The following is a 26,469-nucleotide window of genomic DNA, read 5'->3' on the forward strand; positions in this document are numbered from 1 at the left end:
GCGAACTCGACGGTCTGGACCCGAACGCCTTCCAGGATCAACCGGCCGCGGCCGCTTCCATCCAACTATTTAACCTTTAGAAAACACTCCACAGGACCCCTTGGGAATCCGTGTGGATGCAATTAATGTAAACCCTCCCTGTCGGCACTAAAAAAATATAGGGGGTCCCGGGTGGAATCAACGGTTCAAACCAATCCCAAAGCGGCCCCCCCGTTTCATGGGGGCCGGGAAGGGATAGGATATTCCGAATACGATTTCCTTCAACATGGTCGGCCACGGTTGGAATCGAACAGGAAGGAATTTCGTCCAGGTATTTAGGCACTAACCAATGTGCGTTCGTTGGAAATTCACCTTCATTTTCGGCGTAGTAAATGCTTATCGCGCTACGAAGAGACCCCAACTTTCCTTTCACCGCCGCCTCTTTGGATCGGATAACGAGCCCCCCGAACTTCGGAATGGCAATAGACGCCAAAAGCCCTATGATCGCCACCACGAGCATGAGCTCGATCAAAGTGAACCCCCAAGGTCGACCGCGCCCAGGCCGCATTTCTCCTCCTATTCAAAATAAGCCTATCCCTTTAAAGTCTACATCCTCCTCCCGATTTTTTTCAATGGATTCTCTTTTGAAACGACGACATGGGGGCACAACACACCAGGGGACATGATTGGCTCGTTGACTTAATGTTGTCTGCCTCGGAAAAAAACGAACTTGACCAACATTGTCTATTTCGGCCTTTTGAAGGTGATGGTTTTGACCAGGGGCAAGGTGGGGGGCTTGGTTTTTTGAACGCGGTCAGGGTCCTGCGAAGCCGATCAAGCCCTTCCCCGACATAGCCGTCGGACCTCGGCCGGGGCCGGAGGCCAGGTGGCTTCCGGAGAACGAAACGCTGGCCGGGGGTCCACCTCCCACCGCGCCCTCTGCCCAAATAACAGAAGGGCCCGACTCCGTTTCGGAGTCAGGCCCTTCCTTATTGGTTGGAATGGTTCAAAATGTGGAGCAAGAACAGTCGGCCGCAAACCATCGACCTGAACATCCCCAATATATCACATGGCTACTGGGAAAACTACGAGCTGACCGGCGAATACAACCTGCGGCCTACCTTGTAGGGATCGGTGTATCGACCTGTTGCGAATGGAGGGGGGGGCCGATGGGCCCCCCAACCTGCCGCGTGTGTAGGGGGGGGTGCGGAGATCGACCAACCATTGCGGCCGGTGGTGCCGCCGCCGAGGGCGTTACTTTTTCGACCGCTATACCGGGCCCTTTTCCGTTACTGAATTATTCAATCCATTTCCCCTTTGAAAAGATAGTGGCAAGGGGTTGATCTTTGCCGCGGAACCTTCCGCCATCGGCGGCGGTGTTGGGTGGAAAACCCCCGCGCGAGAGCGCGGCGGCCGGGAAAGAAAAAACCCCGCCAACGGCGGAGAAAACCCCGGCGGTTGGTTGGGGAAAAGAAAGAGCACACTACGGTTGATTCGTTTGTTGGAAAAAACCCGGACGCGCCCCGCTGCGGTTGGACGGAAAAACAGGGTCGCGGCCCGCGCGTCGGCCCGAGAAACCCGCGCCGCCGCCCGGCCCGCTCGGTTTGTGGGTGGACTGGGACGCTGCCCGCTACGCTTGAAAACCAGAGAACCCCTGGTCGCCCCGCGCCCGCACGAGGAACGTGCGCGGTCGCCGGGCTTGGCAAGTTGGGCCGTTGGACGCTACCCGCTGCGCTGGAACCCCCATCCGCCCTGTGAGCCGCCGTCGTGGCTACGCCCCGTCGTCGGCCTTGCCTGGCCTGGGGTCAAGGCCGTTGGCCTCGCCCCTCCCCTCGGTCGCGCGCAATAGGTAGGGAGCGGCCAGGCAAGCCCCGCTTCGCGGGGCACAGGGCTAAGAAGTCGCCCCTAGGGACGATTATTTAACGTATGTGGGCCAGCGTTTCCACCAACGCCCAACCCGTTACACCGTCGGATTGTCGGGCTGCGCCCGTGGCCCATATACTCCCCATGGGAGTATATATGGTCCACCAACAACACCCGCCCCCACGGCACCTCCATTGTCCATTGATCGAGTTCCGCTTTTAGAGGTCACACAAGTCCCGTGATTGACGATGGCCTCTGCAAGCGCCGCCCCATTGCGCCGCCGTGCAGGCACACACCGCCCGCACGTCACCGCTGGCGGCGCTGCCCGGCAACACCCGCCCCCCTCCCCCCAAGCCCGGCCCATACACCAAAACCGGGCCGGCCTTGGGCGGGATTATGGGGGCTGCCGGGCTTGGTGCCCCCCACACCCCCCGAGGGGCCAATCACCTGCCCCCCAAAAAACAAAGGCGGGCGCTGAATAACGCACCCGCCCACAACTCACAAAAATAAAATCTATCCGATCTGCGTTTCAGCAACCCATTCCTTCCGGCATTTCATCCACATGATTCAACATGATATCCGTCAGGTGATAAGTCATCGGGCCTGCTTTTCCTTCAACTCGTGGAGGGCTTCCCTCAAGATGCCGATGGAGGAGATCAGGATCATGGCGGCGATGACGCCCCCGATAACGATGTCCGGCCAGGGGGAACCGAGCCAGAGAACCAGGGCGGCGGCGAGCATGACGCCCAGGTTGGCAAGCACGTCGTTGCGGGAGCAGAGCCAAGTAGAGCGCATGTTTATATCGTCGTCTTTGTGTTTGTAAAGCAGGAGGAGACAGAGAGCGTTGGCAGCCAAGGCGGCGACGCCCACGGCACCCATGCCCCCGGCGAACGGGACGACACCTGAGAAGGCATGGTGAACCGTTTGTCCCAGGACGCCCAGTCCCAGGAGCAGCATGACGAGTCCCTTTCCCAGGGCCGCCCCAGCCTTCCATCGGGAACTTCGGTCCATGACGTACAGGCTGACGGCATAAACCAGCGCGTCTTCAAGCATGTCCATGGAGTCACCCAGGAGCGCCACGGAACGGAAAAACAGGCCGCCCACGGCCTCCACGATGAACATGGCGAGGTTGACGGCCAGGACGATCTTAAGGACGCGGATGTGATCTTCCCGCAGGGGCGATGAAAGGCAGTCGTGGTCGTGGCATGAACTCATGAGGAGTCTCCGCAGCACTTTTTATATTTCTTCCCGCTGCCGCAGGGGTAGAGGTCGTTGCGGCCGATCTTGGGCTCCGGCCGGACGAGCGGGGGCGTGGGCTCCTTGCCCTGGAGGCGGCGGAGGTCCTTCCTGTGAGCACGAATCCAGGCTTGGCGGGCGGCGGCGTCGGAGGTATCCACACCCTCCCGCTTCATCCGCTCGAACTGCTCTCGTGTTTCCCTGCGAAGCGTGGAGTCGGCCAGGATTTTAAGGGCGTGCGTGACGCCGCCCCAGACCCGTTTCAAGCGGTCCATCTTTAGATGGCCTCGTCTCCACGTTTGCCCGTGCGGATGGCGAGGGCGTCCACGGCCTCGATCACGAAGACCTTGCCGTCTCCCTTGTTCCCGGTATGGGCGCGGGATTGGATGGTCTTGAGCACGGTCTCCACCATTCGGTCCGGGACGACGAGCTCCAGCTTGGTCCATTCGTCCGACTCCAATACATCGCCGTTGGGACTTTTGGGGCTGCGCCCGTAGCCTTTGACTTGGGAGACGATACAGCCGGGGAGGTTGGCGATGGCGTGAAGAGCTCGGAGCACTTCTTCCGCCTTGTGGGGTTTGATAACAGCCTTAATCTCTTTCATAGTTCCACCTCTTTTTCGCTCCAGATTTTTTTCTCAAGCAGGGACACCAGCACCGGGAGGACCACCAGCGTCAGGAGCGTCGAAGACACGACGCCGCCAATAACGACGGAGGCCAGCGGGCGCTGGACCTCGGAGCCGACGCCGGAAGAGAGCATCATGGGCAGGAACCCGAAGATTTCAACCAGGGCCGTCATGAGGACGGGACGAATTCTCAAGTCCGTGCCCTGGTGAATGAGGTCTTGACCCTTGACGCCCTCACGGTGGAGGTCGTTGAAGCAGTTGATGAGGACCACCCCGTTCAATACGGCAATGCCGGAAAGCGCCACGAACCCCACCCCGGCGGAGATACTGAAGGGCAGGCCGTTCAGCATGAGGCCCAGGACGCCCCCCACCAGCGCCAAAGGTACGCAGGAGAAGATAAGGAAGGTCTCGTAGACGTTGCGGAAGGCGATGTAGATCATGCCGAGCACCAGAACCAGGACGAGGGGCGTCAAGACCGCCAAGCGGGCCTTGGCCTGCTGGAGGTTCTTGAAGTTGCCCCCCCACTCGATGAAATAGCCCGAGGGCATCCTGACGGCATCATCCACTTTCCTCCGGGCCTCGGCCACGAAACTCTCCGTGTCCCGGCCGCGCGGGTTGACGAGGATGGCGACCCGGCGCTTGCCCATCTCCCGGGAATAGGCGCCGAAGGTGTCCGTGAAGCGGAGGCTCGCCGCCTCGGCCAGGGGGACGGTGGAGTTGGCGGAGATGCCGACGGGGAGGGTCTTTAGGGCGTCCAAGTCGGAGCGGTCCTTTTCGTTCAGCCGTACGACAATGGGGAAGCGTTTCATCCCCTCGTAGATGACGCCGACTTCCTGGCCGCCGACGGCGGTGCCGACCGTCTCCAGCACCTCGCGGTTGGAGACGCCAAGGGAATGGAGCAGCTCGAGGTTGGGTTCGACATGCAAGAGCGGCGACTTGCCCTGGATCTCCAGCTCCACGTCGCCGGCACCGGGTACCTTATCTATGACGGACTTGATCTTACCGGAGAGGTCCGACAGGAGGTCCATGTCGTCGCCGAAGATTTTGACGGAGATGTCGGCGCGGGTTCCCTCCAAAAGCTCGTTGAAGCGCATCTGGATGGGCTGGGTGAGGAGCATACGCTGGCCCGGCACTTTTCGCCGGAGCCGTTCGACGAGCGCGTCCGAGAGGTCTGCCTTCGAGGGCTTCCGACCGTTGATGGGTTCCCAGCCGTCCTTGTCCTTGAGGAGGATGAAGGTGTCCGAGAGGTTAACGCCCATGGGGTCGGTGGCGACCTCAGCGGTGCCGATGCGGCTGAAAACGTGGCTGACCTGGGGGAACTCCCGGATGACGGCTTCGGTCTTCTCCTGGAGGGCCACGGTTTGGTCGATGCTGATGGTGCCGGGGCGAACGAATTGGATAGCGAGGGACCCTTCGTCCAACTGCGGGAGGAACTCGCCGCCCAGACGCGTGAAAAGAAATCCGCCCAGGAGGATGGAAAAGGCCCCCAAGGCCAGAACCCAGGCACGGTGCTTAAGGAATAATTTGAGCGTCGGCTCATAGGCGCGCCTGATCTTGAGCATGAGCCAGGGTTCCTTCTCCCCCACGTCGCCCTTGAGGAAGAGGCTCGCGAGGGCCGGGGCGATGGTGAAGGAGAGGACGAAGGCGGCCAAGAGAGCGATGCAGAAGGTCCCCACCATCGGGACGAACATCTTGCCCTCCACGCCGGTGAAGGCGAAGATGGGCAGGAAGACCACCACGATGATGATCTGGCCGAACCCCGCGGACTGCCGGATTTCGAGAGTGGCCTCCTCGATGGTGCGGGCCAGCTCGTCCTTCTTGAGCGCCCGCCCCAATTCCAGGCTCCGGTGGTGGACCCGGCGCACGCAGTTGTCGATGACGATGACGACACCGTCCACGATAATGCCAAAGTCCAGGGCACCCAGGCTCATGAGATTGCCGGACATTCCCATGCGCTTCATCACGATGAAGGTGATGAGAAGCGTAAGCGGGATGGTGACGGCGGTGATGAGCGCGGCCCGAAGATTGCCCAGGAGGAGGACCAGGATGACGATGACCAGCAGGGCGCCGGTGACGAGATTGTGCTCGACGGTGCCGAGCGTGGCGTCCACCAGGACAGAGCGGTCGTAGAGGACGTTAAGGACGACCCCTTCGGGGAGGCCCTTCTTGATCTCCGCCGCTTTCTCCGCCACGCGGTGGGCGACGACGCGACTGTTCTCGCCCAGGCGCATGAGCGCGGTGCCGACGATATCCTCCCGGCCGTTCACGAGAGCGGCGCCGGTACGGAGCTCCGTGGCCAGTTGGACCTGGGCCACATCGCCGATGCGGATCGTCTTGAGGGACTCCAGAGACTTGATGGGTGCATGGCGAATGTCTTCCGCGTCCTTAAGGAGGCCGGTGGCTTGGACAAGGAACTGCTCACCCGTCTGCTGGATGTAACCGCCGCCCACGTTGCGGTTGGTGTTCTCCAGGGCCCCGATGAGGTCGTTGAAGTGGAGGCCGTATCGAGCCATTTGGCGGATGTTGGGTTGGATGTGAAACTGTTTCTCGAAGCCGCCGATGCTGTTGACTTCGGCAACACCGGGCACCGTGAGGAGGCGGGGTTTCACATACCAATCTTGGATGCTCTTGAGCTCCATGAGCTGAGCGACACGGGCGGCGCCAACGGCGGGCGTGGAGGCCTGAAGGGTGTAGAAGTAGACCTCGCCCAAACCCGTGGTGACCGGGCCGAGGCCCGGCTGGATTCCTGCCGGGAGATCGGAAACGACGCCTTGGAGTCGCTCCGACACCATTTGCCGAGCGCGATAGATGTCCACCCCGTCCTCGAAAACCAGGGTGACTTGAGAAAGGCCGAACCGGGAAATGGAGCGGGTCTGGACGAGGTCCGCCAGGCCGCCCATGCCGTTCTCAATGGGGACGGTGATGTAGCGCTCGATTTCCTCGGGAGTGAGGCCCTCGACGGCGGTATTGACTTGCACTTGGTTGTTGGTGATATCGGGCACGGCGTCGATGGGCAGAGCTTGGAAGCTGGTCCACCCCAGGCCCGCGAGGATGAGGGCCAAAGCGAAGACAAGGCCCCGGTTATTGACGGAAAATCTGACGAGTTTTTCGATCATGAGGGTCTCCTAAAAATCTAGTGGCCGTGCCCGGCTTCGCCGGTGGAAAAAGCGTCCAGCTCGGCAACGCGGAGGAGCGGGACGCCCTCAACGACGATTTGGTCGCTGGGGCGAAGGTCTTTCTTCCGATGCGGGATGAACCGGACAAGAATGCCCTGGCGCCGCGCCGCGCCCTCAATCAACTTGTACCAACCATCCCGCAGACGATAGACACCGGTCTCATCCTTAAAAGTGACAATGGCCGATTTGGGGAGAATAAACTCTCCGGGCACGGCTTGGGTCTTGATCCCCAAGGTCTTGACGGCTTCATCGGAGAGTTGAAGGCCTTTCTCGGCGTCGGTGGCCGTCACGGCGTTGCCGGGACCGACACCGGAAGAGGCTTCTTCTTCCCCCTCTTCGTGACCTTCTTTCCCTTGGTCGTCGTGTTCTTCGCCCTCCTCATGTCGGCCCTCACCCCCGTTCTCATGGTCCTTGTGGCTTTCTTCCGCAGGGGATTCCTGAAGAACGGGGGAGAGTTTCTCGGCCCGAATTCCGAGAGGCAAAGCGAGGCAAAGGATCAAAAGAAAGAGTTTCATAGTCCCTCCTGAAGGGCACTGCCTTCCAAAACGTAGATGGACCAGAGAGCTTCCAGGGCGCGGAGCTCCTGAGCGTTGAGGCTTTCGGCGAAGTCGGTCATTTGGCGGTGGGCCTCGATGACGAGGGCGCTTTGGACAAGGCCCCGCTCGAAAAGGCTTTCCATGCCTTGGTGCTTCTTTTCCATCTGCTCAAGAGAGGGCATGCCGCGCAGGGAAGCGACAGCGTCTTGATAGACCTCAAACCAGGTTTGCCATTGCGTGGAGAGTTCGCGATCGCGTTGGGCCAGGTTGACTTCGGCGCGACGGGCCTCGGTGCGCGCCAAGGCGCGGGCACCCTGGTTCTGTTGATAAAGAGGAAGGTCCAGGGAGAGCGCGCCGCCCAAGGACCGATTCTTCCGGCCGCGTCCGGATTCCATCCCCACCTTGGGACCGAGCTTGAGATCGGGCCGGGCGTCGCTGTCGGCCAGGGCCAGTTCAGCTTGGGCGAGGGCGAGGTCGGCCTGGGCCTCCTTGCGGAGCGCCCCGGCAATAGGCGGTGCGGCAGTAAGACCGGGCCATGCGGTCTTGGGCTCGGGGAGAGCCTTGAGGATCGTTGGGAAGTCAGCGCCGGTGGCGAGATCGAAATACCGCTTCAAGGCCCGCTGCTCCTGCAGGAGCCGGGATTTGCGCAAGGTATAGTCGCTCTGCGCAAGGAGGAAGACGTTGAGCGAAACTTGCTGTTCGGGCGAAAGCTGGCGGCGGTTTTTGTATTGGCCGATGATGGTGCCGAAGGTGTTCTGGGCCTCCTCCACGGCGTGGAGCTCGTCCTGGAGATGCCTGAGACGATAGAGGTTGAGGACGGCGGAAAGGGTCACCTCCTCCCGCGTCTTCTGCACCCGCGCGAGCACCGCTTCTTTTTGCGCCCTGGCGCGATCCAGACGATGTCGGCGTTTTCCGCCCATTTCGAAGGTATGGAGGTAAGAGGCCTCGGCGGAAAGGGCGGCCTCATCCTCTTCGCTGTTGGACACGGCCTCCGCGTCGAGCGCGGGGTTGGGACGCTGACGGGCGAAGGCATCGAGCGCATCGAGGTTGGCGGCCTCGGCCTCGGCGCGGAGAACGTCCGGGTGGTTTTTCTGGACGCACGCCAGGACGTCCTGGGGTGAGGCGAAGGACGGACACGAGGGCTCGTCCGCGCGGACAACCTGGAATATGAACAAGGGCAGAAGCCCGACGAATAAATTTTTCATAGGTTCCTTTATGGATTCGGAATGCCGTCTGGCGCTCGAGGATGGCCGGACAGGGGATATTAATGGTGGAGATGAAGCGGGTTAAGAGGAGACTTTAGGGGGGTGAAAAATGGACTTGTCGGACAGGAAGTCCAGCAAGTCCGCGTCCACGCGGACGATCTGCGGAGTGGACGGGATGACTTGGTGAGGCCTGGAATCCGGGTTGTTGACGAGATGGACGCACGTGCAAGTATGGCAGACGGGAACAGCGCCGTGGCAGTCCGCCGCCGCGCTGTTCAAGGCCATATCATTGCCAAAACCTAAAAGCATGAACAGAAAAATCCACTTTCTCATCTTTCGTGAGCATAACACACGCGAGACGCCCCTGCAAGTGGGGTAGGACCACGCTCAATCTCAAAGGGTGGCCGCGACTCAAACGGCAGAGATTAGGCTTCTATCAGATTTCGATATTCTTCTTGCGATCTATTCGACCATTGATCGAAGTATTCAGACACAGGATGGGGGGGCCTAGACAAGCAGGGCAAAGCAATCGCAATCCCTTTAGAAACAAAAAACGGGTGACACGCAACGCACCCGCCCGCAACTCAAACGATTGAGATCTATTTTTCAGCGTTTCAGAAATCCACTCCGAAATTCCGGCATTTCTTCAAGTTCCGATGAATCGATCGTTAGCGGCGCTAAATTTAGTCGTTCCCCCATCCACGGGGACCCCAAGGGCCCGACGACCACTGAATCAATATCGATCAGATTCATTTCAAACGTGTCTTTCCTAGATACCTTCGAGATTTTAAGTTCTGTGCCCACGGCCACCCGCCCTAGGGCAATCACATCAGGTGTTTTGAAAGGGAACGTCATCCCCTCGTTCAACGCCGGAACTTCGTTAACCCCCGCTTCCCCAAGGAATTTCACGCCCGAGCCCCGATATTGAAAAACCACTAATTCCTTCTCCGCACGCACCACTGCTCCTATAAAGGGGGCCACACTGGCCCTCCCCGAAAGATCAACGCGTCTCGGTATGATCGAGCATGCCGCAAGAAAAACCAGTGCCACCAATGAAATTTTGCGCTTCATTTTGACCCCATTTGATCTTTCATGCGTTTTGCCCAATCCGCCACGGCTTCACGATAATACACAAAGGAATGATGATTCCCTTTTCTCGTCATATTTAAGGAGCTATCGATTTTTGTCCATTCTGTATGCAGTTGACGGTCAGCAAGCGTTGGGATAAGCCAACCAGTCAGGCGTCGGTTTGCCAGAGGGATTTTATCGGCTTTGTTCCAAATATTTTCTGCGCTCGCCAATCCCTTGGACTTAGCATCGATGTGCCACTCCGCCCCCACCCCGATGTAGTGGATTTTGGATCTATTCTCTACCGACAACAAGTTAAGTGCGGCATTAAAAATTGCGGTCCCCTGGCTGTGGGCAACAACGTACACCTCGCCTTTCATTGCTATCCCGGCTCGGATCGCCTTGGCCGTTTCGATCGCGGGGCGGTCTATTGTTCCCAAATACTCATGGCCCAAAATTTGAAGAAAATCCCCCACTCCCGTCGTCCCATTTTCAACCCGGGTGGCCTTATCAACTCCAAACACTCCTTTAACAAAATTATTGATATCGAATGACGCCCGGCGTGAATTCCAAATCCCATTGATTGTAACAACCGCTGGGCCGGTTTCAGAGAATTCGATGGTTGTCCGTTTTCGAAACATATCTCCAGACAAAACACTAAACAACGCCCCGGTCCCTAATTTTTGGCCCAACCACGTATTGTCCAGCCCTCGAGCAATTTTCGGGAGCAAACCATCCATTATTCGACCGATAATTTGCAACGGCCACGTTACCGCACTGATTAACCCTCGAACCAATCCACCGACAATACTTTTGACGTCCCCCCCATCCACCTCTCCCCCGAGCAACACTTGCTCGAAGTTCTTCTCCATCGCTTGATGCCATGCTTGGATGGTTTGATCGGGCAGGGCCTTTGTCCGCGCCAGGTCTTCCAATGCCTTCCCTGATTGAACCATGGCGTTTGCTTTCCCCGCATTGTCTGTTTGAGGGGATACGGCGACACGATAATTTTCCGCTAGATTCGCCAAAGTGTTCGCCACCGCTTCATTTTGGGCAACGTTTTGTTCGATGCTCGGAAGTCTCGTATTCAGATCGGCTGTCTTCCCAACGACAGCATCGTATTCTTCTTTCCGAACGGCATTGTTGAGTTGCGTTAAATCTTTGCTCAGCCCCTCCGTTTGTTTCACCGGCGATTTCATCACCCCTGTTCCCAGACTGTTGGCCAAGAAATTGGTCGCCTGCGTTCCCTTCTCTGTCGCTTTTTGGGACCGATCGGTTAGGCCGGCGAGGTCCGCGCTTAATTTATCTATTTCGGCTTTGAGACCTGTTGTTTCCTTAGGGCTATTGTTTTCTGTCACCACAAGGGATTTATTGCCTTTCTCGATCGTGAAGGACTGCATTTTCATCAATCCGGCCTGTAAAGAAAATGTCGCCTGACGCATTGTTACCGGATTGTCCATCCCCAAGTTTTTCGACATCGACGGGTTTAAATCCACATTGGTGTTGGAAAAGTTAAATCGGCCCCCCACCACTTCGTTTGTTGTGGGGGATTTTATAGGGCCTTGAAACGTCATTCCCCCCGGTTGAACCGTGCCAAAACCATCGATGGGCGTCGGAGCCGTCACTGCGATCACGGTGTTGGCCTTCATTCGGCCGAAATCCAGGCCCGTGGGGGTTATTGAACCATTGATGTTCGTCATCTTCACGGGTAAAAGCGCCCCCGATTTGTCCTTCATGCCCCCGAAGGTGGGTTCCATGCTGGTGCCCTGTATCACATTGATTTGGCCTTTATTGTCCGCCTGGAACGTCGATCCCGATTCCCACAACTTCCCTTGGGCGAAGGTTTGGCCTCCCTTGGACATGTAGGTGTTCGTCCCCGTGGGGGTCAAGTTCGGGTTTTGGCTCACCACCACTTTTTGTTGGTTCGCCACCGCTTGTTGTTGTCGGGGAGCCACAAACACCCGTTGAACCAGGTTCCCGATGGCTCCACCGATCTTTTGTATTCCACTGCCGATGGCTTTAAAAAGCGACTGAATAAGGTTCGTTTTTACGGGCGCCGCCACCCCCATCGGGGTTCTGATATCCAATTTCATGTTTTGAGGCTTTTGTGAAGAAAAGTTGAACGCGATTTTGGGTTGAATCGTAGGAACAACGGGATTGTTGATTTTGGGAGTTGCCATCACCGACGCGTAGTTCACCGTCTGGCGGAACTGCAGTGCCGCGTTCATGTTGCTAACTTGGCGATCCAGCTGAAAGCTTGAGGAGAAATTATTTTTCGACTTGAATTCGTTTCGATAACTCTGGGGCTTGTAAGACTTGAATTCGTCGTCATAAGCGAGCAGCGACAAAGGCGAAACCGCCAACGCCAAGGTTAGCGCGGTAGCAATGCATTTTTGACTTTGGAAGCCGAGCAGGGTGTCAAAACGAGGTTCTCGGCGCATCGGGGCCCCCTTAGAGGCAAAACAACCAGAACATTCTACTGGGGTTCCTCTTTTTGGTCAATGCGGATAATTTCAGTTTATTTTTATCGACCCCACACTTGCCGGGAGATGACCCTCCCCTGTTTATCAGGTCATTTGCAGGTTTGGTTTTTGACCTAAATTATTCTGGTTTAAGTTGGACCATTTCTCCGGTGAACGGCAGATGGAACCAGAGATCTCTAGATTTCATAATGCGCCCATAGGCACACAGTTGACCTGAGTAAGCCTGAACGGCAGATTTAGCTTCCGTCCCTATCGCTTTATGGTCAATTATTATCAACCCTGCCTTTGTTTCCAGAACCAAATCAGCGATCCCCGCTAGAACCGAAGGTCCTTCCAAAGCTTGCATCGGGAACTCAGTGAGCCAGATAGCCCCCGGGTAATGGGATTCGATCCAGGCTTGAAGACGCTCTCCGGCGGCCACAAGCTGCTTGGATGTGATGGATTCTGGCAATCCAAAACCATCCAGAAGTCGACTGGCCACACGCTCCTTCATCTGGGTGTTCAGCCCTTGGGTTGAGGGTAGTGAGGAAAAATAAGCATGACAGGCCTCGCCTAAATTCGCGGTATCTGCGCTTTTTGGAGGGACGGTGAATGGCGATATCCCAGGGAGTTTTTCAACGAAGAACTTCAAATCCATGGGTGGAGCGTCGCTAGGACTCAAAGCACGAGGCGCTACCGAAGCCATTTCCTTATTTGGAAGGGGGAGCCATTGCTCTTCGATATGGGTGGTGGTGAGATTTATCGTCTTGGGCGAATCATAGCGTTGGACTGAAACGAAACCGATTTGGCCCGGCAGTCGATAATTTCCTGGATTATTAATATCCCCAACCAACGCACCAAAACTGGTAAGACAATCCAGCCACTTTTGTTTGTATTCACCCTTCTTGGGATCAAGGCGTGGGGCCAAAATTACCCGATTTTTGGCTCTCGTAAAACCAACGTAGAGGAGCCGCAAAGCCTCAGCTTCCTCCGCAGTTTTGATAGGTTTTCCGATGGGATTAAGATTGAGTTCATTTTCGATATCAAGGGGATCGTTGACATCGTTGGAAAACTCACTGCGCCCAAAGGGCCACGGCCAGAAACGCAGGTGGCGGTCCTTGAGCGGTTGTCCCGTCTCCGGTTCGCCTCCTGTCACAGAGGCGTCCCAATAACGGGGAGAGAAAATTTTGTCGAGGTCCGCGAGAATGACGATCGGCCACTCGAGACCTTTGGATGAGTGGTAGGTGAAAAGGTTAACAGCATTTAGCCCCTTTTGAGGTCGTCGGACATCATCTTCGTCCTCTTCCATTTTTTCGAGCCAGCTCAGGAAACCGCCAAGGGTTACGGCGCGACCATCTTTGGAGAATTGTTCTTCGAAGCGGCCAGCCAAAGCCAGGAGGCTATCGAGGTGAGTGGATCGAATCCCCGCGTCGCCCCAGGTGGCGATGAGTGTGGGCAATTCCAGTGCGTTGAAAACGGCTGCGACGGCCAGTGAGGGGGAAAGCCCCTTGGCGTCGACACGACCAAGAGTGGACAATACCGGTTGATCTGAAAAAGGAACGCTCCTTTTCTGATCATCGCTCATTCGTTTTTCAAGCCAGTCAGTATGCCCAAGCAGGTAAAGCACCTGAGCTGCGGCTGCGGCGTCGTTGCGATCACGCACGACGCGTAAGGCGGCCATAGCTAGTGCGCATTCGCGTGTTGACAATAACCCGGACATTTCCACCAAGGCAGGGATTCCAAGATTTCTAAGTTCGGCGGCAACTTTTTTCGCATAGTCATTACGGCGAGCAAGAACGGCGATGTCCCCAGGGGGGGTCCCCGATCGGATAAGTTCCGCAATTCCCAAGGCAAGAGCCTGATATTCCCCTGCCAAATTCGTGGCTGCGAGCTGCCAAATCCCAAGTGAATTTTCATTGGCAGGATGCTTGGCCGTGACGCGGGCTTCTTCACCGAAAGTGGGAACAAAAAGTTGGTTGAAAAAGTCCACGAGGGTCGCGTTGCTGCGGTTGTTCTGAGAAAGGGTCTTTTTATTCAGTCCCTTTGTCTTTTCCATGACGGTATTCATGAGTGCAGGATCGGTCCCATTAAACCCATAGATGGCCTGTTTAGGGTCTCCCACCCAGAGGGAAGAGTCCGTTAGGTGGGAAAGTTCCTGAAAAACAGCCAATTGGACCGGGTTCGTGTCTTGAAATTCATCGACAATGACCAATTGAATCTCCTGACTCAACACCTTTGCGATCTCGGGGTCTTGTGTCAAGCGGAGAAATCGTTCTTCAAGGTCCGTGTAGTCCACGAGACCGCGCTCGTCCTTGTATCGGCTGTACCGCCCTTGAAGGGCGATACATACCGATATTAAAGATTCGGTGAAACCAATAATGTCGGTGGCGAGGCCGGGGTGTTTCCGAACATCCCTCCCCGCCTCGCGCAGAGGTTCGAGCGCGGCATGTGTTCCAGGTTTTTTATTGCCTTTGAGTTTGGCAAGACGGGCGATATCATTCCAGGTTCTTGGGCTGGACCGCGTGAAATCACTGATATCCGAGTAGCAAGCCTCGTCTTTGGCGGCAGGAATCGAGTCGAGCGTTTTTAAAATCCTTTCAGCAACGATTCGTGCAGCAGCGTGACAATCATCAATATTCTTTCCCGGCTTCAAACCGGGATGGAATATTTCCAGTAACTCTTCGGCGCCATGGCGCATTTGATTGGAGAAGCTTTCATCGGGAATCGCATTCCGGCGCTTTTGTTGGATCAATTGCAGGGGAAGATCATTCGATTGCTTGTCCTTGAACCCGAGCCTGGAGGCATAGGAGGAATAATCGTTCCATACCTTTTCTTCCCCGAGGCCTACGAGAGCCTTGAGGACCCTATCCTCACCGCCTTCGACCATAACCCGAAGGTCAGGTGATAGGCCTGCATGAAAAGCGAAGCGCGTCAGAAGTTGGAGCCCAACGGAATGGAATGTTCCAAGCAGGGCGCCCTCAAGGGCTTCGGCTTCCTTCCCCATTCCGCTTTGAATCAGCTTACTCTGAACCCGACGTTTCAGCTCTGCTGCCGCCACTTTTGTAAACGTGCAAGCCAATACACGCCTTGGGTCTAAACCATTTTTAATGCGGAAGGCCAATTCCTCGCAAATATTGTGGGTTTTCCCTGTTCCGGCGCCCGCGGAGAAAACATCAAGCTTCATTCGATTGCCTTCTTTCCGCAAAGAACGGAATGGTCGCAATGGATACAGAGTTCATAGGCGTTTTCACGCTTGTTGGGGCGTAGAGCGAGTTCGGTGCCCCGAGGCCAGTCTGAGGGAGCTTGGCGTGGGCGGGCAGGAACCTCACCTGTCTTTAGCCATGTGGTCGTCACCGAAAGTGCTGTTGCAATACGGGACCATGTATCGGCTATCGATGGACCAGGAATCTGGTCATTGGACCCAATGATGGGAGAACTGGCGGGAGTAAATATTCGGGCTGAATCGATGATGAAATATGCGGCAGCCGTGTTTGTGAGACCGCCACCATTACCATCCCCCGCGACGGCAGCTGCGTACACGGCGAGTTGGACAGCGGTCCCATTTTCAATCCATTCCCGGTATTTTTTCCCAGCGTATTTCAAATCAACGATTCCCTTAACTCCCTGCCCGGTTTCCAGGATGCAGTCGGGCCGGCCATTAAAATCACGACCATCGAGTTTTCCACCGGGTTCGACCTCGAAACCGACCACACGGTAGCCCCCCCTGCTCAACAGATCGTGAAACTCGCGCGCTGCGTGGCCAAACTGGGCTTCTAGACGTTGTCGGGCACGTGCTGCGCTTGGAAGGGCTAAAGGCGCGGCTTCTGTCGGTAAAAGACCTCTGAATGCGGTGATAGCCATCTCTTCCGCCTCTCCTGCGTTGGCGGGGATCGTTGGCCCCCCGAATGTTATTTCAAGAACCTTGTGGGCGATAGTTCCAAAGAGACGGAATTCGGAAAGGATACCCGCCACTCGGCTTGGATTCAGGCGTGCTGCGTAATCGAAGGTCCATTTCAGGGGACAGCCGAGCCGGGTTTCAATTTCGGAATAAGAACTGGTTTCGATGTCATGGAGAGACATTGGGTTGACGTGCCAGATCGGGTCGGGCTGAACCAAGAGATTAAGTTTATGGACCGCTAAAGGGGTAGGCCAATCTCTGGGAGGCCCGGCAAGCCCCAATTCTAGGGGCTGCCATGCATCGTGCGGCAATCCGGCGGAGGCCTCGACCCAAAGCGGATGGGTGTCCATGTCAGAGTGCGATTCCAGTTCGATAGCAAGGAGTCCCCCTTTAAGATGACAAAGGGCGGCACGCTCGGCGAGCCTCTCCGCAGTGAGGGCTAACTCTGCGGATTCAATGGCGATGCCACAGGAACGCAGGGCTTCGCGCTCGGAGACGCTCCAAGAAGAGGGGGCATGTTGGCCGCCGGTGGTTCCAAGCCATATTAGCCACTCGCAATGGTCTGGCAAATTTGCGAGATTGCGGAGAAGCGTAGGCCCACCCGCCTCCGGCACCTTTTCAACCAAGGTGGCCCCTCCCTCTTGGGCGGCAGTCAGGAGGCGTTCAAGATGCGCTTCAGTCAATAGTGCGGGAGTTGCCCCGGCAAGGGCAGAGAGGACCCTCGATTGGTTGGCGAGTTGTTCAAAGGCCGAGACAAGGGGGTCATGAAAATCGGATTTGGAAAGAAACGCAGCCATTCCCATCGCCCAGCGAGAAACCAGTCCGCACCGCTCGATAATGGCCTTTTGAGGTAATGGCTTTTCACGGGTGGCGCCTGCCACGGGCAGCCATTGAGCAATCTTGTCAAGTGCTTTTGTCTTTCCATCCGTTTTCAGGCCGTTGACAACTTTGTTCCAAAGCTCGCCCCCGATGCCCGGTTGCTCAGCAACGGCTTTGGCCAATCCATCGGCTGCCGAACCAAAGGGGGATTTAGGAAGGGTGAGCATGTCGAGGAGGATTGCGGGATCAACGGGATCCCAAATGAGACCGATGGAAAGGGGAAGGACCTGTAGAATTGGATGGGAGGATGATTTGATCGAACTTCCCACAGCAGGGACACCACGCTGGCGCAATCGGTCGTCTAGTAAGGAGGCAAGAACCGGGTCCTCGCATAAAATCGCTGTCGTCGCCGTGCGGGAGCCGTTAGCAGCCAATAGAGTAGCGACCGCATCTGCGGCTGCGGTATCGCTGGCGGCACGCCACCACATAAGGGATTCATCTGGTTTTGTGTTGATATCTTTCCCTCCAAGCCTTTCTTGGATTGAATGGAGGGCTGTATTTTTTCCGGCCGTCGGCGTCAGAGAGAATTGGCTTTGTGCAATTGTCAGGCGACCGAGGAGAGGGTGCCAGGCTTTTGGCCAGGCCGAGGGATGGTCCCGAATGATAATTTGATGGGAGGGGAGAACCTGCCCATCGTTCAATGCACATAAAATTAAATTGATTCGCTCCGATGTCCCAGGGGCAAGAGGTCCGTCGATTGCTTCCGTTTCAGCCAAATCGCTGGCGAGGGCCGGAAGCCGTTTATCGGATTTCCCGTTCCATCCCCACATTAAGAGGTCATCTCGTCGTTGAAGCAGGTTTGCCGCCGTTCCCCATGTGTCGAGGGCAAAACTTGCGGCGGATACTTTGAGTTGGGCCTTCCCTAGGCGGGCAGCATACTGCAAAACCCGAGTGGCGTTCGATGCCGGTTTTCTTTTATGGCCAAGCTGTTGTTCGAGCCAGTCAAGAATATTCTCTGGGGATCCAGTGCTTTGGCCGAATGCTGACAGAGGATTTATCGGGAGAGGACCTCTCCATGCGATGGAAGTTTGAAGATTGTGCCGGAGAGTTGGGGAATATGACATTTATTTTTGCGTTAATTTTCCAATGACTCTAACGCCGTGACCGACGGCGACCATACCAACGAAAACGGTGCCCGGATTTAACTCCGGTGTTTTTATGTTGCCCTTTACATGCCATACAGATTTGCCCATGTCCACCTTCCCCCCCCTTCAGAGAGGGGTCGAAGAAACCTTCCAGGACTTTTACCGTTCCGCATTTTCGGCAGTGCCGCGCACTTCCGTTCCCTAGGCCTTCCGCATGATCAATAATTTGAGCGACTACAGGATGGGCCTCGTCTATTGCCGCGCTCTCGATGAGTGCATAGAAGCGCTCCGAAAGGGTTTGCACCGGGTCTTCTCCAACATTGAACCGATTGATCCGTAGAAATTTATATCCATAGGACTCAATAACCATTTGCCGTTCAAGATCTTCCGGCCTGTAAAGCTGGTCATAATTACCCTCATGGATTCGTTTATGCTCAATGAAATGCTCAGCAAAGCCATCATATTCGATGACGACGTTTACAGATCGCTTCCCACCGCGATACCTGAGCAGAAAGTCGCATCGGTAGGCTGGATGGTGGTAAGAGGGGTCAAGCTGACGAAGGTATTCTCCGATGGGGAATTGCGCGATGATTTCCAATTGTTCGGTGTTCTTTTGAAAGAAGGCGGTTTTCCGAATCCAGTCTAAAACCTTCTTCTCCATAGGAGAAGCGGGATCAGTATCCTCCGGCTCCGGGATGTTCTGACGATCAAGAGCATTCTTGTAATGCATGAGTGCTCGCCCGATAGATCCCCGAAAATCTTCAATCGGTTTGGAAAGGACAAACAACATCCCCTCTTTCGCGCGAGAGAATCCGACGTTAAGCCTTTGCATTTTGAGCTTTTCCTCTACCGTGTCCGCCGCTGACACAATGGTGACAGGAAAAATATAGTTCAGAAGGTCCTGCCCCTTAGTGGCCACCATGCTGTAAATAATCAGGTCCCTCTCCTCGCCTTGGCAGGTATCGAAAGTCATAACCTTCAAATTAAGGGCTTTTTCAAATCTCTCGGCGTAAGAATCGGAAAATAAAAGCTTAGTCAAATGCCTCTGCTGTTCCCGGAATGGCGTGATAATCCCAACGGAGAGGCCATCATCCTCATCCACCATTCGGCGCAATTCCGTGAGGATGAAATCCCCCTCAACACTGTTCACATTCCGCGTGCGTTCCTCTAGCCCGTCATGCGCCAATATTGAGAATCGGAGAACTTCCTCAATGGGCTTTCCTCGCACTTTTATCGCCTGGAGTTGGCCATCATAGAAATACTCTGAAGAAAAGCTGATCAACTCCTGGTATCCGCGGAAATGCTTCCGAAGCATGTCGTGATAGGAAGCGATCAAATCAAAAAACTCTAATACGGATTTCTTTACATCGAACTGCTTCAGCCGTTGAATTTTGTCAGACGCCTCAGATATGTTCTCCCTGAAGATGGATTCCAAGTGTGTCAGGTGGCCGGCATTTAGGATGTTGCTGGCCTGCGCCGATTTCACGTTGCTGAATTGCTTTTGATCCCCAAAGACAATCACCTTTTTAGCGCGGAGAAGGGCGGGAAAAGCTTGGGCTACGGAGACCTGGCTGGCCTCGTCAATAATGACCAAATCGAATAAATCCTGATGAAGTGGGACATACTCGGCAAATTCCCGGATTCCTGCGATGATACATGGGAAGGCTTTTTTGAAGCTTTCGAAGCTTTCTTGGGGGAATTTCTGTTTTGCCTTGATTACGGAACCCAGAGTTTTTGCCGTTGTCCGATTATTATCCACGAAATCGATAAACCTCTTGTCGATCTCATGACTCATTCTTGTAGTGTAAAGCTGTTCAAGTTTTGTTTTTAAGCCAACATAATCGAAACCTGGTGCCTGCGTAAGCACCAACTGAACTCGGGTCCATCGATGACCATACCGAATGAGCAGCCATAAATGGGAAATCGCTTCGGCTCCGTTTAGGAAGGCGGCCTCTGGACAAGAGAAATTCATGCGCGACACGGGGCCAGTGTTTCCCAAGAGCTTCCAAAGTCCAATGAGAAAATCTTTCATGGCCTCCATCGCAGACGGAACTGAGATAACGCCATTCAGCCGTTGATAGAGATCGGCTCCTTTTTCTTCGGGAAGTTCCATATTTTTTAGAACCTGCCTGATCCGGCCCAATGAAGCCACCACGGCTTTTAGATCAGTTAACCGAAGATGGAGATCCACCGGATTGGCGCAAGGCAACTCGGCAGCTAATTTTGCAGTTAAAGCGCGAGCCTTAGAGCGATTAAAGAGAAACCCGACAAGAGGCCAGCGGAGATTTTCACAGTTGGTTATATAGGTCGTGAGGGTAGGCTGAAGGGAAAGAGGAAGGGCGGTAAATAGTGACAACGGGATTTGATCGGACCTAAGCTGTTCCAGCGTTCTAACTGCTTCCAGCATTCTGGATTCTAAGACAAGGTCTTTGACATCACCACTTTGAACCTGGGATACAAGAATGCGGGCAGCTTCCTCTCCCTCCGGGGACTTGAGCCTTTCCGCCAGCTTAATCAGCGCATCTAATTGCACGGGGTCTACTTTTTGAATAACAGCCGTACAGCCCGGAGATTTAGCTTCAAGTTTTTCTTCCCATCGGAAAAGCTCTTCCATCTCCGACAACTTAATCTTCCCATAGGCGTCCAAGGTCGTATCAATGAACCGCTTTAGGTCCCCTTGGGTTTTGACGGTCTCCTGCTCCAAAGTTTCGGCATGTGACCTATGCGCACGATATTGTTGGCGAATACGTTCTTGGGAGGATTGAGAGATCAGGCGAGTATAGGTTCCTCCTGTCCGACCCAACCGCAGAATGGGGTTTGGAAAATCTTCTCCTTGTCGGACCTTATTCAATGTTTCTTCTAGTTTTGATTGGACCACATCCAAGGCTTCCTGTTTATCCGACAGGATCAAAACGTTGGAGTCGGCCATAATACTGTTAAAAGCAATGGCCGTAATGGTATGGCTCTTTCCGGTTCCCGGAGGGCCTTGGATGGCGAGGTAATTACAATCAGGCTCCTTCAGTGCCTGAAGAATTTTCCTTTGTTCCTCGTTTACGGGGATAGGAGAGTTGGCCACCAAACGATCGGATGCGGATAGAGTATCCCAATCGTCAGCCACTTTTTCCCTAAAACTCTTTGGATTCCCTAAAAGGAAACCCCGGATAATTCCCAGGAAAAGCGTGTCCACCCCGGCCTGATCATCCGTAACCGCATGCAGCAGGGTTTCATAATCATTAATTAGCGCTTCGTCGGATTTATCAAAAACCGAAAAGTATGCCGCGTTGGAAACTTTAAGTTGAGCAGAGGAGTTCACTTGAATCCTGCCGCTCCGCAGGTCCAGACCACCAGTGAGGTCTAATGCAGGGACCAGAGTCCTTAGGATTTTCTCCATTTTTTCAAGGAAGGTTTCGTTTTCTTCAAGATAGAGAATCCGATCTGCAACGGGAGAGATATTCAGTCTTTGATTTTCAGCACGAAGCTCTTGAATGATGAAATCAATGGCGGATTTGTTAACGAATAGGTGGGGATCGAATTCGATTTTATACTCAGTGTTTGATTCTTCATACTTGACCTGAGCAGGGATGTAAAAAAGTGGGAAGGTGGCTGTCCCGAAATGAATGTCACACAGGTAGAGATAGAACTGAAGGTTGTCCGTTGTTCGGGCATAATTCATAACATCCCGAAGTTCCTGAAAAGCGTCCGACGTCGCAAAATCATCGAAGAAACCCAGAATTCTTTCCGTAACATCCTCAACCGAGAAAAATTGGTCAAGAACGGCCTTTAGGGGCTCTTGGTCGTTGTTTATTATGAAGGAATTGACTGCAATCGGGATTTGCGGGAGAGCCGCTTCGGTCAGTGTGTCCGTTAGGTCCACTTCCACGTCGTATACAGATTCGATAGCAGAATAAGCTTGCGCTCGAAAGGGGCCATCCAGAAAAGAGAGTAAAGGGGCAACCATCCGTTCACCCACAGACTGAACGAAGGCGGTTTGAACCTCCTCAACAAACTTCTCAGGATCCTGTGCTGCCCGAGATGCATTGCGGGCGGTCCAATCCAAGGTGTCCTGACGTACTTTGGAAAACTCATCGGGATGGATTTGTCGAACATGCTGCCGGATAAGATCCTGGAGAGTCGAACTCACGGGCGCGGAATAGCGGCGTGGACCGATGTGCAAGGTAAATGCCTGCCCCGCAGGCTTGGCAGCCAGTTCCCACACATCGGCATAGAGCTTGGCGTACTTGCGGAGAGGAATCCCCGTTCGAAACCCCGTATCAGACTTTAGTTGGACCCGCCGACGAGGCGCTTGCTGACGCTTGAAATCTGTTTTGAGGAATTCAAGAAAGTATCGGCAGACCTCAGCTGAAAAATCTTTGATGTGACTGTGTTCCACCATTACGCTATTCCCCTCTCTTCAGTCGAAAATCATCAGCCTACCCGGCCCCACGCATCCACTAATTCTTCAATTATTGCAGTAGACTTCATCAATCATATAATTTGGGTACGGGACATAACCCACTCATGACCCCGTTGGTTACTACCCCCCTCTCGCTCCGCGTTCCGCCAGGAAGTCCACGATGATTTGGAGACGATGGATCTCAATCTCCATTCGCATGGTTTTGTCCGTCAGCTTCATGCTTTCTAACATGGCGTCCCGGCATTTGATGAGGAGCATGAGCTTTTCCTTCCGCAATTCACTGTTTTCACGGAGGAGCTGTTCCCTTTCCCGACTCTCGACCGTGGTAAGCATCTAAGCCACCAGGGCTTGGGGTTCATCCCGCCTGTTGGGTTGACAGGCGGTTCGGCGGGGAGCAACCGGCACGGGATGCTCCACCACGGCCAGGGGGGCGCGGCAGTTCATGCACCCCAGGACATGACAGAGGCGGTAATACTCCAGGATCTCACCGGGCGCGGAGACACCGCAATGGCAGTGGAGCGGGAGATCCTTGGCGACATCCTCGTAGTCGAATCGGGCCAACGGTTTGATGGGGTTGTTCATATGTCCCTCCTTTGTTCTTACCCCCTTATTTTAACGTCACTCATTGTATTTGTCTAATGGATACTTTTTATATTTCATATTTATTTTGTTAATATATTGTTATGGAAATTCAACAGATTCGGTCCTTCCTGGCTGTGGCGCGACTGGGGGGTTATGTAAAGGCGGCTGAGGCGGTTCACCGCTCCCAACCGGCAATCAGCTCCGCGGTGAAGGCCTTGGAACGGGAACTGGGAACCAAGTTATTTGATCGGCGCGGACGCGGAGCCGTCCTGTCCCCTGCCGGAGAGGCGCTAACCGCTGAGGCGGGACCAGCGATGGAGCGGTGGGAGGGCCTCAAGGACCGTATGAAGGAGCGGCTTGAGGGCGAGGCCCAGGGGACGTTGCGGATCGGCGGAGGGGAATCGTCCATCCTTTATGTGCTGCCGGGCGTGTTGGAGCGGTTTCGGAAGAAGCACCCCAAGGTCAGGATCATCCTCCACAACCAGCGAGCGGCGGAGACCCTTCGGATGCTAAAGAACGGGGAGTTGGACCTGGGCGTCCGTTCCTTAACAATGGTCCCCACCTGGGCAGTCTATCGCCCCAGCCGAACCTACGCCCGGTTTGCGGTGTGCGCCAAGGGGCACCCCTTCGCAAAGGGCGGCGCCGTGACGTTGCATGAGTTAGCAGCCCATCCCCTCCTCTTTCCGGGCTCTCAATCCATCACGCGGGTGTTGGTCGAGGCGGCTTTGGCGAAGGCTGGGCTAACTTATCAGGTTGGATTGGAAGCGGGCGGGTGGGAAGCCATCAAGACCTACGCGGCGGCAGGCTTTGGCGTGGCGGTCCTTCCTGAGCTCTGTTTGACCAAAGACAACCGTCGGGACCTTGCCACCCGAGACGCCAGTAAACTCTTTGGCCGGGATAACTACGGTATCGTCGCCCGGCGCGACGGTCACCAGACTATGGCAGCGCGGGAATTGATCCAAATGATCGACCCCCATTTCCCAACCTCTTCTCATTAAGAACATTCGGTCACGCTAAAACCGGCCGCGACTGCGCCCCCCCCCTCAAACACTTAGACCCTTGTCTATTATTTCCTGATTTAAATATCGTCCATCCCTATATACTCCATCTATCTCTAATTTTGATTCGTGACTATAAAACACATCCCCTAAAAATCGGCCGTTAATATCAACCTTTGTTGTCCGAACCACAACAAAGGGAACCTGCGCCAATTGATTACGAACAAATGTCGCCGCCTCTTGGCCTTCCGTCGTATTTATTTCTGGTGTATTTATCCCTGACAACCGGATGCGTTGCTTTTTCTTAATGTCGAATCCGCAATCAATATCGAGAACCAGTGTGTCGCCGTCAACCACATCTAGCACAGTCCCTTTAAAAACATAACCAGCCGTCGTCGGGCGCTTTAATTTCTTTGATGCCCCATCGGCGGGGACATCCTTTCCCGCGGACTCAACCGCTTCTAATAATTGATCCCGAGTCCAACGGTTTTTTTCGGCAAGGTCATTAAATTTTCGCCGCTCAGTCGAATCTTTGATTGCCAGGAGGACGCGGTAGTGACTCCAACTTAAAAAATCACTCCGGGGAACAGCTTTGTACACGCCATGAAATTGGATGCATCGGTAAAGGGTCGTCACATCGGTTTGCATGTCCTTCGCTAACCGGGTCAGGACGGCTTTTTCATACCCCATATTGGCCGTCAGGTTTTCCATCGCAATCCGCCCCCCTATTTCCCAGTAGGTGGCTAACAGCTGGTAATTGACCGCTGAGCGCGCCCGGGTCTTCCCCGCTTCCCAAAGCTTACGCAAATCCGAGAAGAGCTTCGTGTAACCTGCTTCGTTTAAAACTGCAACATTTCGGTTTCCCTTAGTTGGTTTCATTCAATCTCCTGCCAGCCAAAAACTCATTTTCAAGTAAATGAATGGGCAAATTCAATCTTCTCGATAACCGACTTTAATGATGGGCGTCCTCCCCACTGGTTTGCAAGTCTCCTGCACGATCTTTGTCAGACTTGCTTGCTGTTTGAGAATTTACAACTGAATCGTACGTCACCAAATCATTACCGATTTCCGCGCGGTTTGTTTTTGACAAGGCCAAATAGGCCTCGATGATAAGGATTGTTCTGTTTTCAAAAAAGTCCTTTTTTGGGCATGACTTATAGATTTCTTTCATTAGCATGTTTGCCGTATGATCATTTAACGCAAACTGCTTGTATGGTCAGGGAAAATTTCCCTAAAAACGATCAAAAGTCGGCTGGATTCGTCTTTCGTCATTGCCCCTTGTAAAGCACTGCTCTTGCACACGCGGAGGGACTTTAAAATATTGAAATAATTCTTCAAAACAACGAACTAATAAAACTTCTTCTTCCTTCAGCTCTGGGTGCATGCGATTTGCGAAGAAATCGTTCACGCCAAAACGACCCATGAGTGATTTTGTTAAACTCTTCGCATCCCAAGGCAAGTTCACTTCCAAGTCAATAAAGCGTCTCAAATATTCCCGCGCATTTAATCCTTCCCCGTAAATCGCCTTTAAACTTGATCCGAGCTGGTCCTTGTCTATCGCGTGCAATCCTTCGACATTAAAATAATGTTTCACCTTTCTGCCGTCCATGAATTTTAGGTTGGCTTTCGCGATTACCGTCTCTGATATGATTCGGAGATTTTCCCGAAATTTTTCTCCCGCTTCTTTTTCCATAGAAATCGATTTAAAAAATTCCTCTGCAGCTTTCTCCGCACTAGTCGAAACTGTATCTTCTTTTAAATCTAAATACACCATGTTTCGGCACCGCATGTTTAAGGGCCCTTTTTTAACTAGATTTACGGCTTTTTGAAGTTTGTCCCCTTTCAATTTAAGTTTTTTGGACAGCTCCTCCAGCTCAGAAATGAACGCAATTAGGGGTTCTTTTGAATAATCCGTTTTCCACGCGTTGAGGTATACCGAGGGGTGACCTTCTTTTGAGAGGTGTTTCTGCCACATTTCTATAAAAGTCGTTTTCCCCGTCCCCCACGGGGCATTTACAGCCATAACGAATGGGGTGTTAATTTTAGATGTAAGTGTTGTAAGCCCCTCAATAACTGGCTTACGGTTCATTACATCGTTTTTAAAGGGGTCTTCCTCTGAAATTTCCAGGGGCTTTGCTCGGAATTCCATTTTTTCTCCCGTTATGGGTTAACTGGGCAGCTTTCTTTAAATTTTTACATGCGCCTAAGAACAACTTTCAAAATTTGGTCCATTTCCTCTTTTTTGCCTTCAGACACACCATCCCCCCATGCATCTAAATGCAGTGCCACCAGGTCCCGTATCAACCGATCTGCGGCGCCTTCGATCCCAACCGCCAAGATCAGGATTTTCCGCCAGTCGGCATAACCGAGCCGCTCCTTTAATCCCTCAATCTGGCCTTGAAGCCGCAGGACATCTAGCTCCACTCGGCGTTTGGGAGGGACAGGCGGTTTTTCTTTTTAGGG

General features: G+C 54.2%; 18 protein-coding genes. 1 reads left to right on the top strand and 17 read right to left on the bottom strand.

From position 1 onward, the window contains the following. Positions 1–76: 76 nt before the first annotated feature. The 14 genes from IPP68_00710 to IPP68_00775 form a co-directional block, all read right to left on the bottom strand. Entirely contained in the window at positions 77–547 is a 471-nt protein-coding gene (locus IPP68_00710; protein ID MBL0348885.1) for a prepilin-type N-terminal cleavage/methylation domain-containing protein, read from the bottom strand. Between the two features lie 1,889 nt (positions 548–2,436). Then, positions 2,437–3,057 carry a cation transporter gene (locus IPP68_00715; GenBank protein MBL0348886.1) on the bottom strand — a complete coding sequence of 207 codons (621 nt, stop codon included), beginning with the start codon at positions 3,055–3,057 and terminating at the stop codon, positions 2,437–2,439. Beyond that, positions 3,054–3,353, bottom strand: a complete 300-nt coding sequence (locus IPP68_00720) for an SEC-C domain-containing protein (GenBank protein MBL0348887.1) — start codon at positions 3,351–3,353, stop codon at positions 3,054–3,056. Before IPP68_00720 ends, IPP68_00715 begins: the two co-directional genes overlap by 4 nt. 2 nt (positions 3,354–3,355) lie before the next feature. Continuing rightward, positions 3,356–3,682 (bottom strand): P-II family nitrogen regulator, encoded by a 327-nt coding sequence (locus IPP68_00725; GenBank protein ID MBL0348888.1) that lies wholly within the window; start codon positions 3,680–3,682, stop codon positions 3,356–3,358. Beyond that, entirely contained in the window at positions 3,679–6,819 is a 3,141-nt protein-coding gene (locus IPP68_00730; GenBank protein ID MBL0348889.1) for an efflux RND transporter permease subunit, read from the bottom strand. Before IPP68_00730 ends, IPP68_00725 begins: the two co-directional genes overlap by 4 nt. A gap of 17 nt (positions 6,820–6,836) precedes the next feature. Beyond that, a complete protein-coding gene (locus tag IPP68_00735) occupies positions 6,837–7,394 on the bottom strand; it encodes a hypothetical protein (GenBank protein MBL0348890.1) in 558 nt (185 codons plus the stop codon). After that, positions 7,391–8,620: a TolC family protein gene (locus IPP68_00740; protein ID MBL0348891.1), complete on the bottom strand. Its 1,230-nt coding sequence runs from the start codon at positions 8,618–8,620 to the stop codon at positions 7,391–7,393. Before IPP68_00740 ends, IPP68_00735 begins: the two co-directional genes overlap by 4 nt. A gap of 606 nt (positions 8,621–9,226) precedes the next feature. Beyond that, the gene (locus tag IPP68_00745; GenBank protein MBL0348892.1) at positions 9,227–9,691 is read right to left on the bottom strand and encodes a hypothetical protein; all 465 of its coding nucleotides are present in this window, start codon (positions 9,689–9,691) and stop codon (positions 9,227–9,229) included. Continuing rightward, positions 9,688–12,129 carry a hypothetical protein gene (locus IPP68_00750; protein ID MBL0348893.1) on the bottom strand — a complete coding sequence of 814 codons (2,442 nt, stop codon included), beginning with the start codon at positions 12,127–12,129 and terminating at the stop codon, positions 9,688–9,690. Before IPP68_00750 ends, IPP68_00745 begins: the two co-directional genes overlap by 4 nt. A 160-nt stretch (positions 12,130–12,289) precedes the next feature. Next, the gene (locus IPP68_00755; GenBank protein ID MBL0348894.1) at positions 12,290–15,334 is read right to left on the bottom strand and encodes a UvrD-helicase domain-containing protein; all 3,045 of its coding nucleotides are present in this window, start codon (positions 15,332–15,334) and stop codon (positions 12,290–12,292) included. Further along, entirely contained in the window at positions 15,331–17,697 is a 2,367-nt protein-coding gene (locus tag IPP68_00760) for a PD-(D/E)XK nuclease family protein (protein ID MBL0348895.1), read from the bottom strand. Before IPP68_00760 ends, IPP68_00755 begins: the two co-directional genes overlap by 4 nt. Before the next feature lie 322 nt (positions 17,698–18,019). Then, complete coding sequence (locus IPP68_00765; protein MBL0348896.1) at positions 18,020–22,405, bottom strand: AAA family ATPase; 4,386 nt, start codon at positions 22,403–22,405, stop codon at positions 18,020–18,022. Between the two features lie 141 nt (positions 22,406–22,546). Next, a complete protein-coding gene (locus tag IPP68_00770; GenBank protein MBL0348897.1) occupies positions 22,547–22,759 on the bottom strand; it encodes a hypothetical protein in 213 nt (70 codons plus the stop codon). Continuing rightward, positions 22,760–23,008, bottom strand: coding sequence for a hypothetical protein (locus IPP68_00775; protein ID MBL0348898.1), 249 nt, complete (start codon positions 23,006–23,008; stop codon positions 22,760–22,762). It lies immediately after the preceding gene. 101 nt (positions 23,009–23,109) lie between these two features. Between IPP68_00775 and IPP68_00780 the strand changes: the two genes are divergently transcribed. Further along, entirely contained in the window at positions 23,110–24,006 is an 897-nt protein-coding gene (locus IPP68_00780; protein ID MBL0348899.1) for a LysR family transcriptional regulator, read from the top strand. A 45-nt stretch (positions 24,007–24,051) separates the two neighbouring features. On the opposite strand, the gene IPP68_00785 is transcribed toward IPP68_00780, so the two are convergent. The 3 genes from IPP68_00785 to IPP68_00795 form a co-directional block, all read right to left on the bottom strand. Then, entirely contained in the window at positions 24,052–24,885 is an 834-nt protein-coding gene (locus IPP68_00785; protein MBL0348900.1) for a thermonuclease family protein, read from the bottom strand. A gap of 352 nt (positions 24,886–25,237) precedes the next feature. Then, positions 25,238–26,155 carry a hypothetical protein gene (locus tag IPP68_00790; protein MBL0348901.1) on the bottom strand — a complete coding sequence of 306 codons (918 nt, stop codon included), beginning with the start codon at positions 26,153–26,155 and terminating at the stop codon, positions 25,238–25,240. 44 nt (positions 26,156–26,199) lie between these two features. After that, the gene (locus IPP68_00795; GenBank protein ID MBL0348902.1) at positions 26,200–26,430 is read right to left on the bottom strand and encodes a hypothetical protein; all 231 of its coding nucleotides are present in this window, start codon (positions 26,428–26,430) and stop codon (positions 26,200–26,202) included. Positions 26,431–26,469 lie beyond the last annotated feature (39 nt).

It is taken from the genome of Elusimicrobiota bacterium, assembly GCA_016722575.1.
Classification (GTDB): domain Bacteria; phylum Elusimicrobiota; class Elusimicrobia; order FEN-1173; family FEN-1173; genus JADKIY01.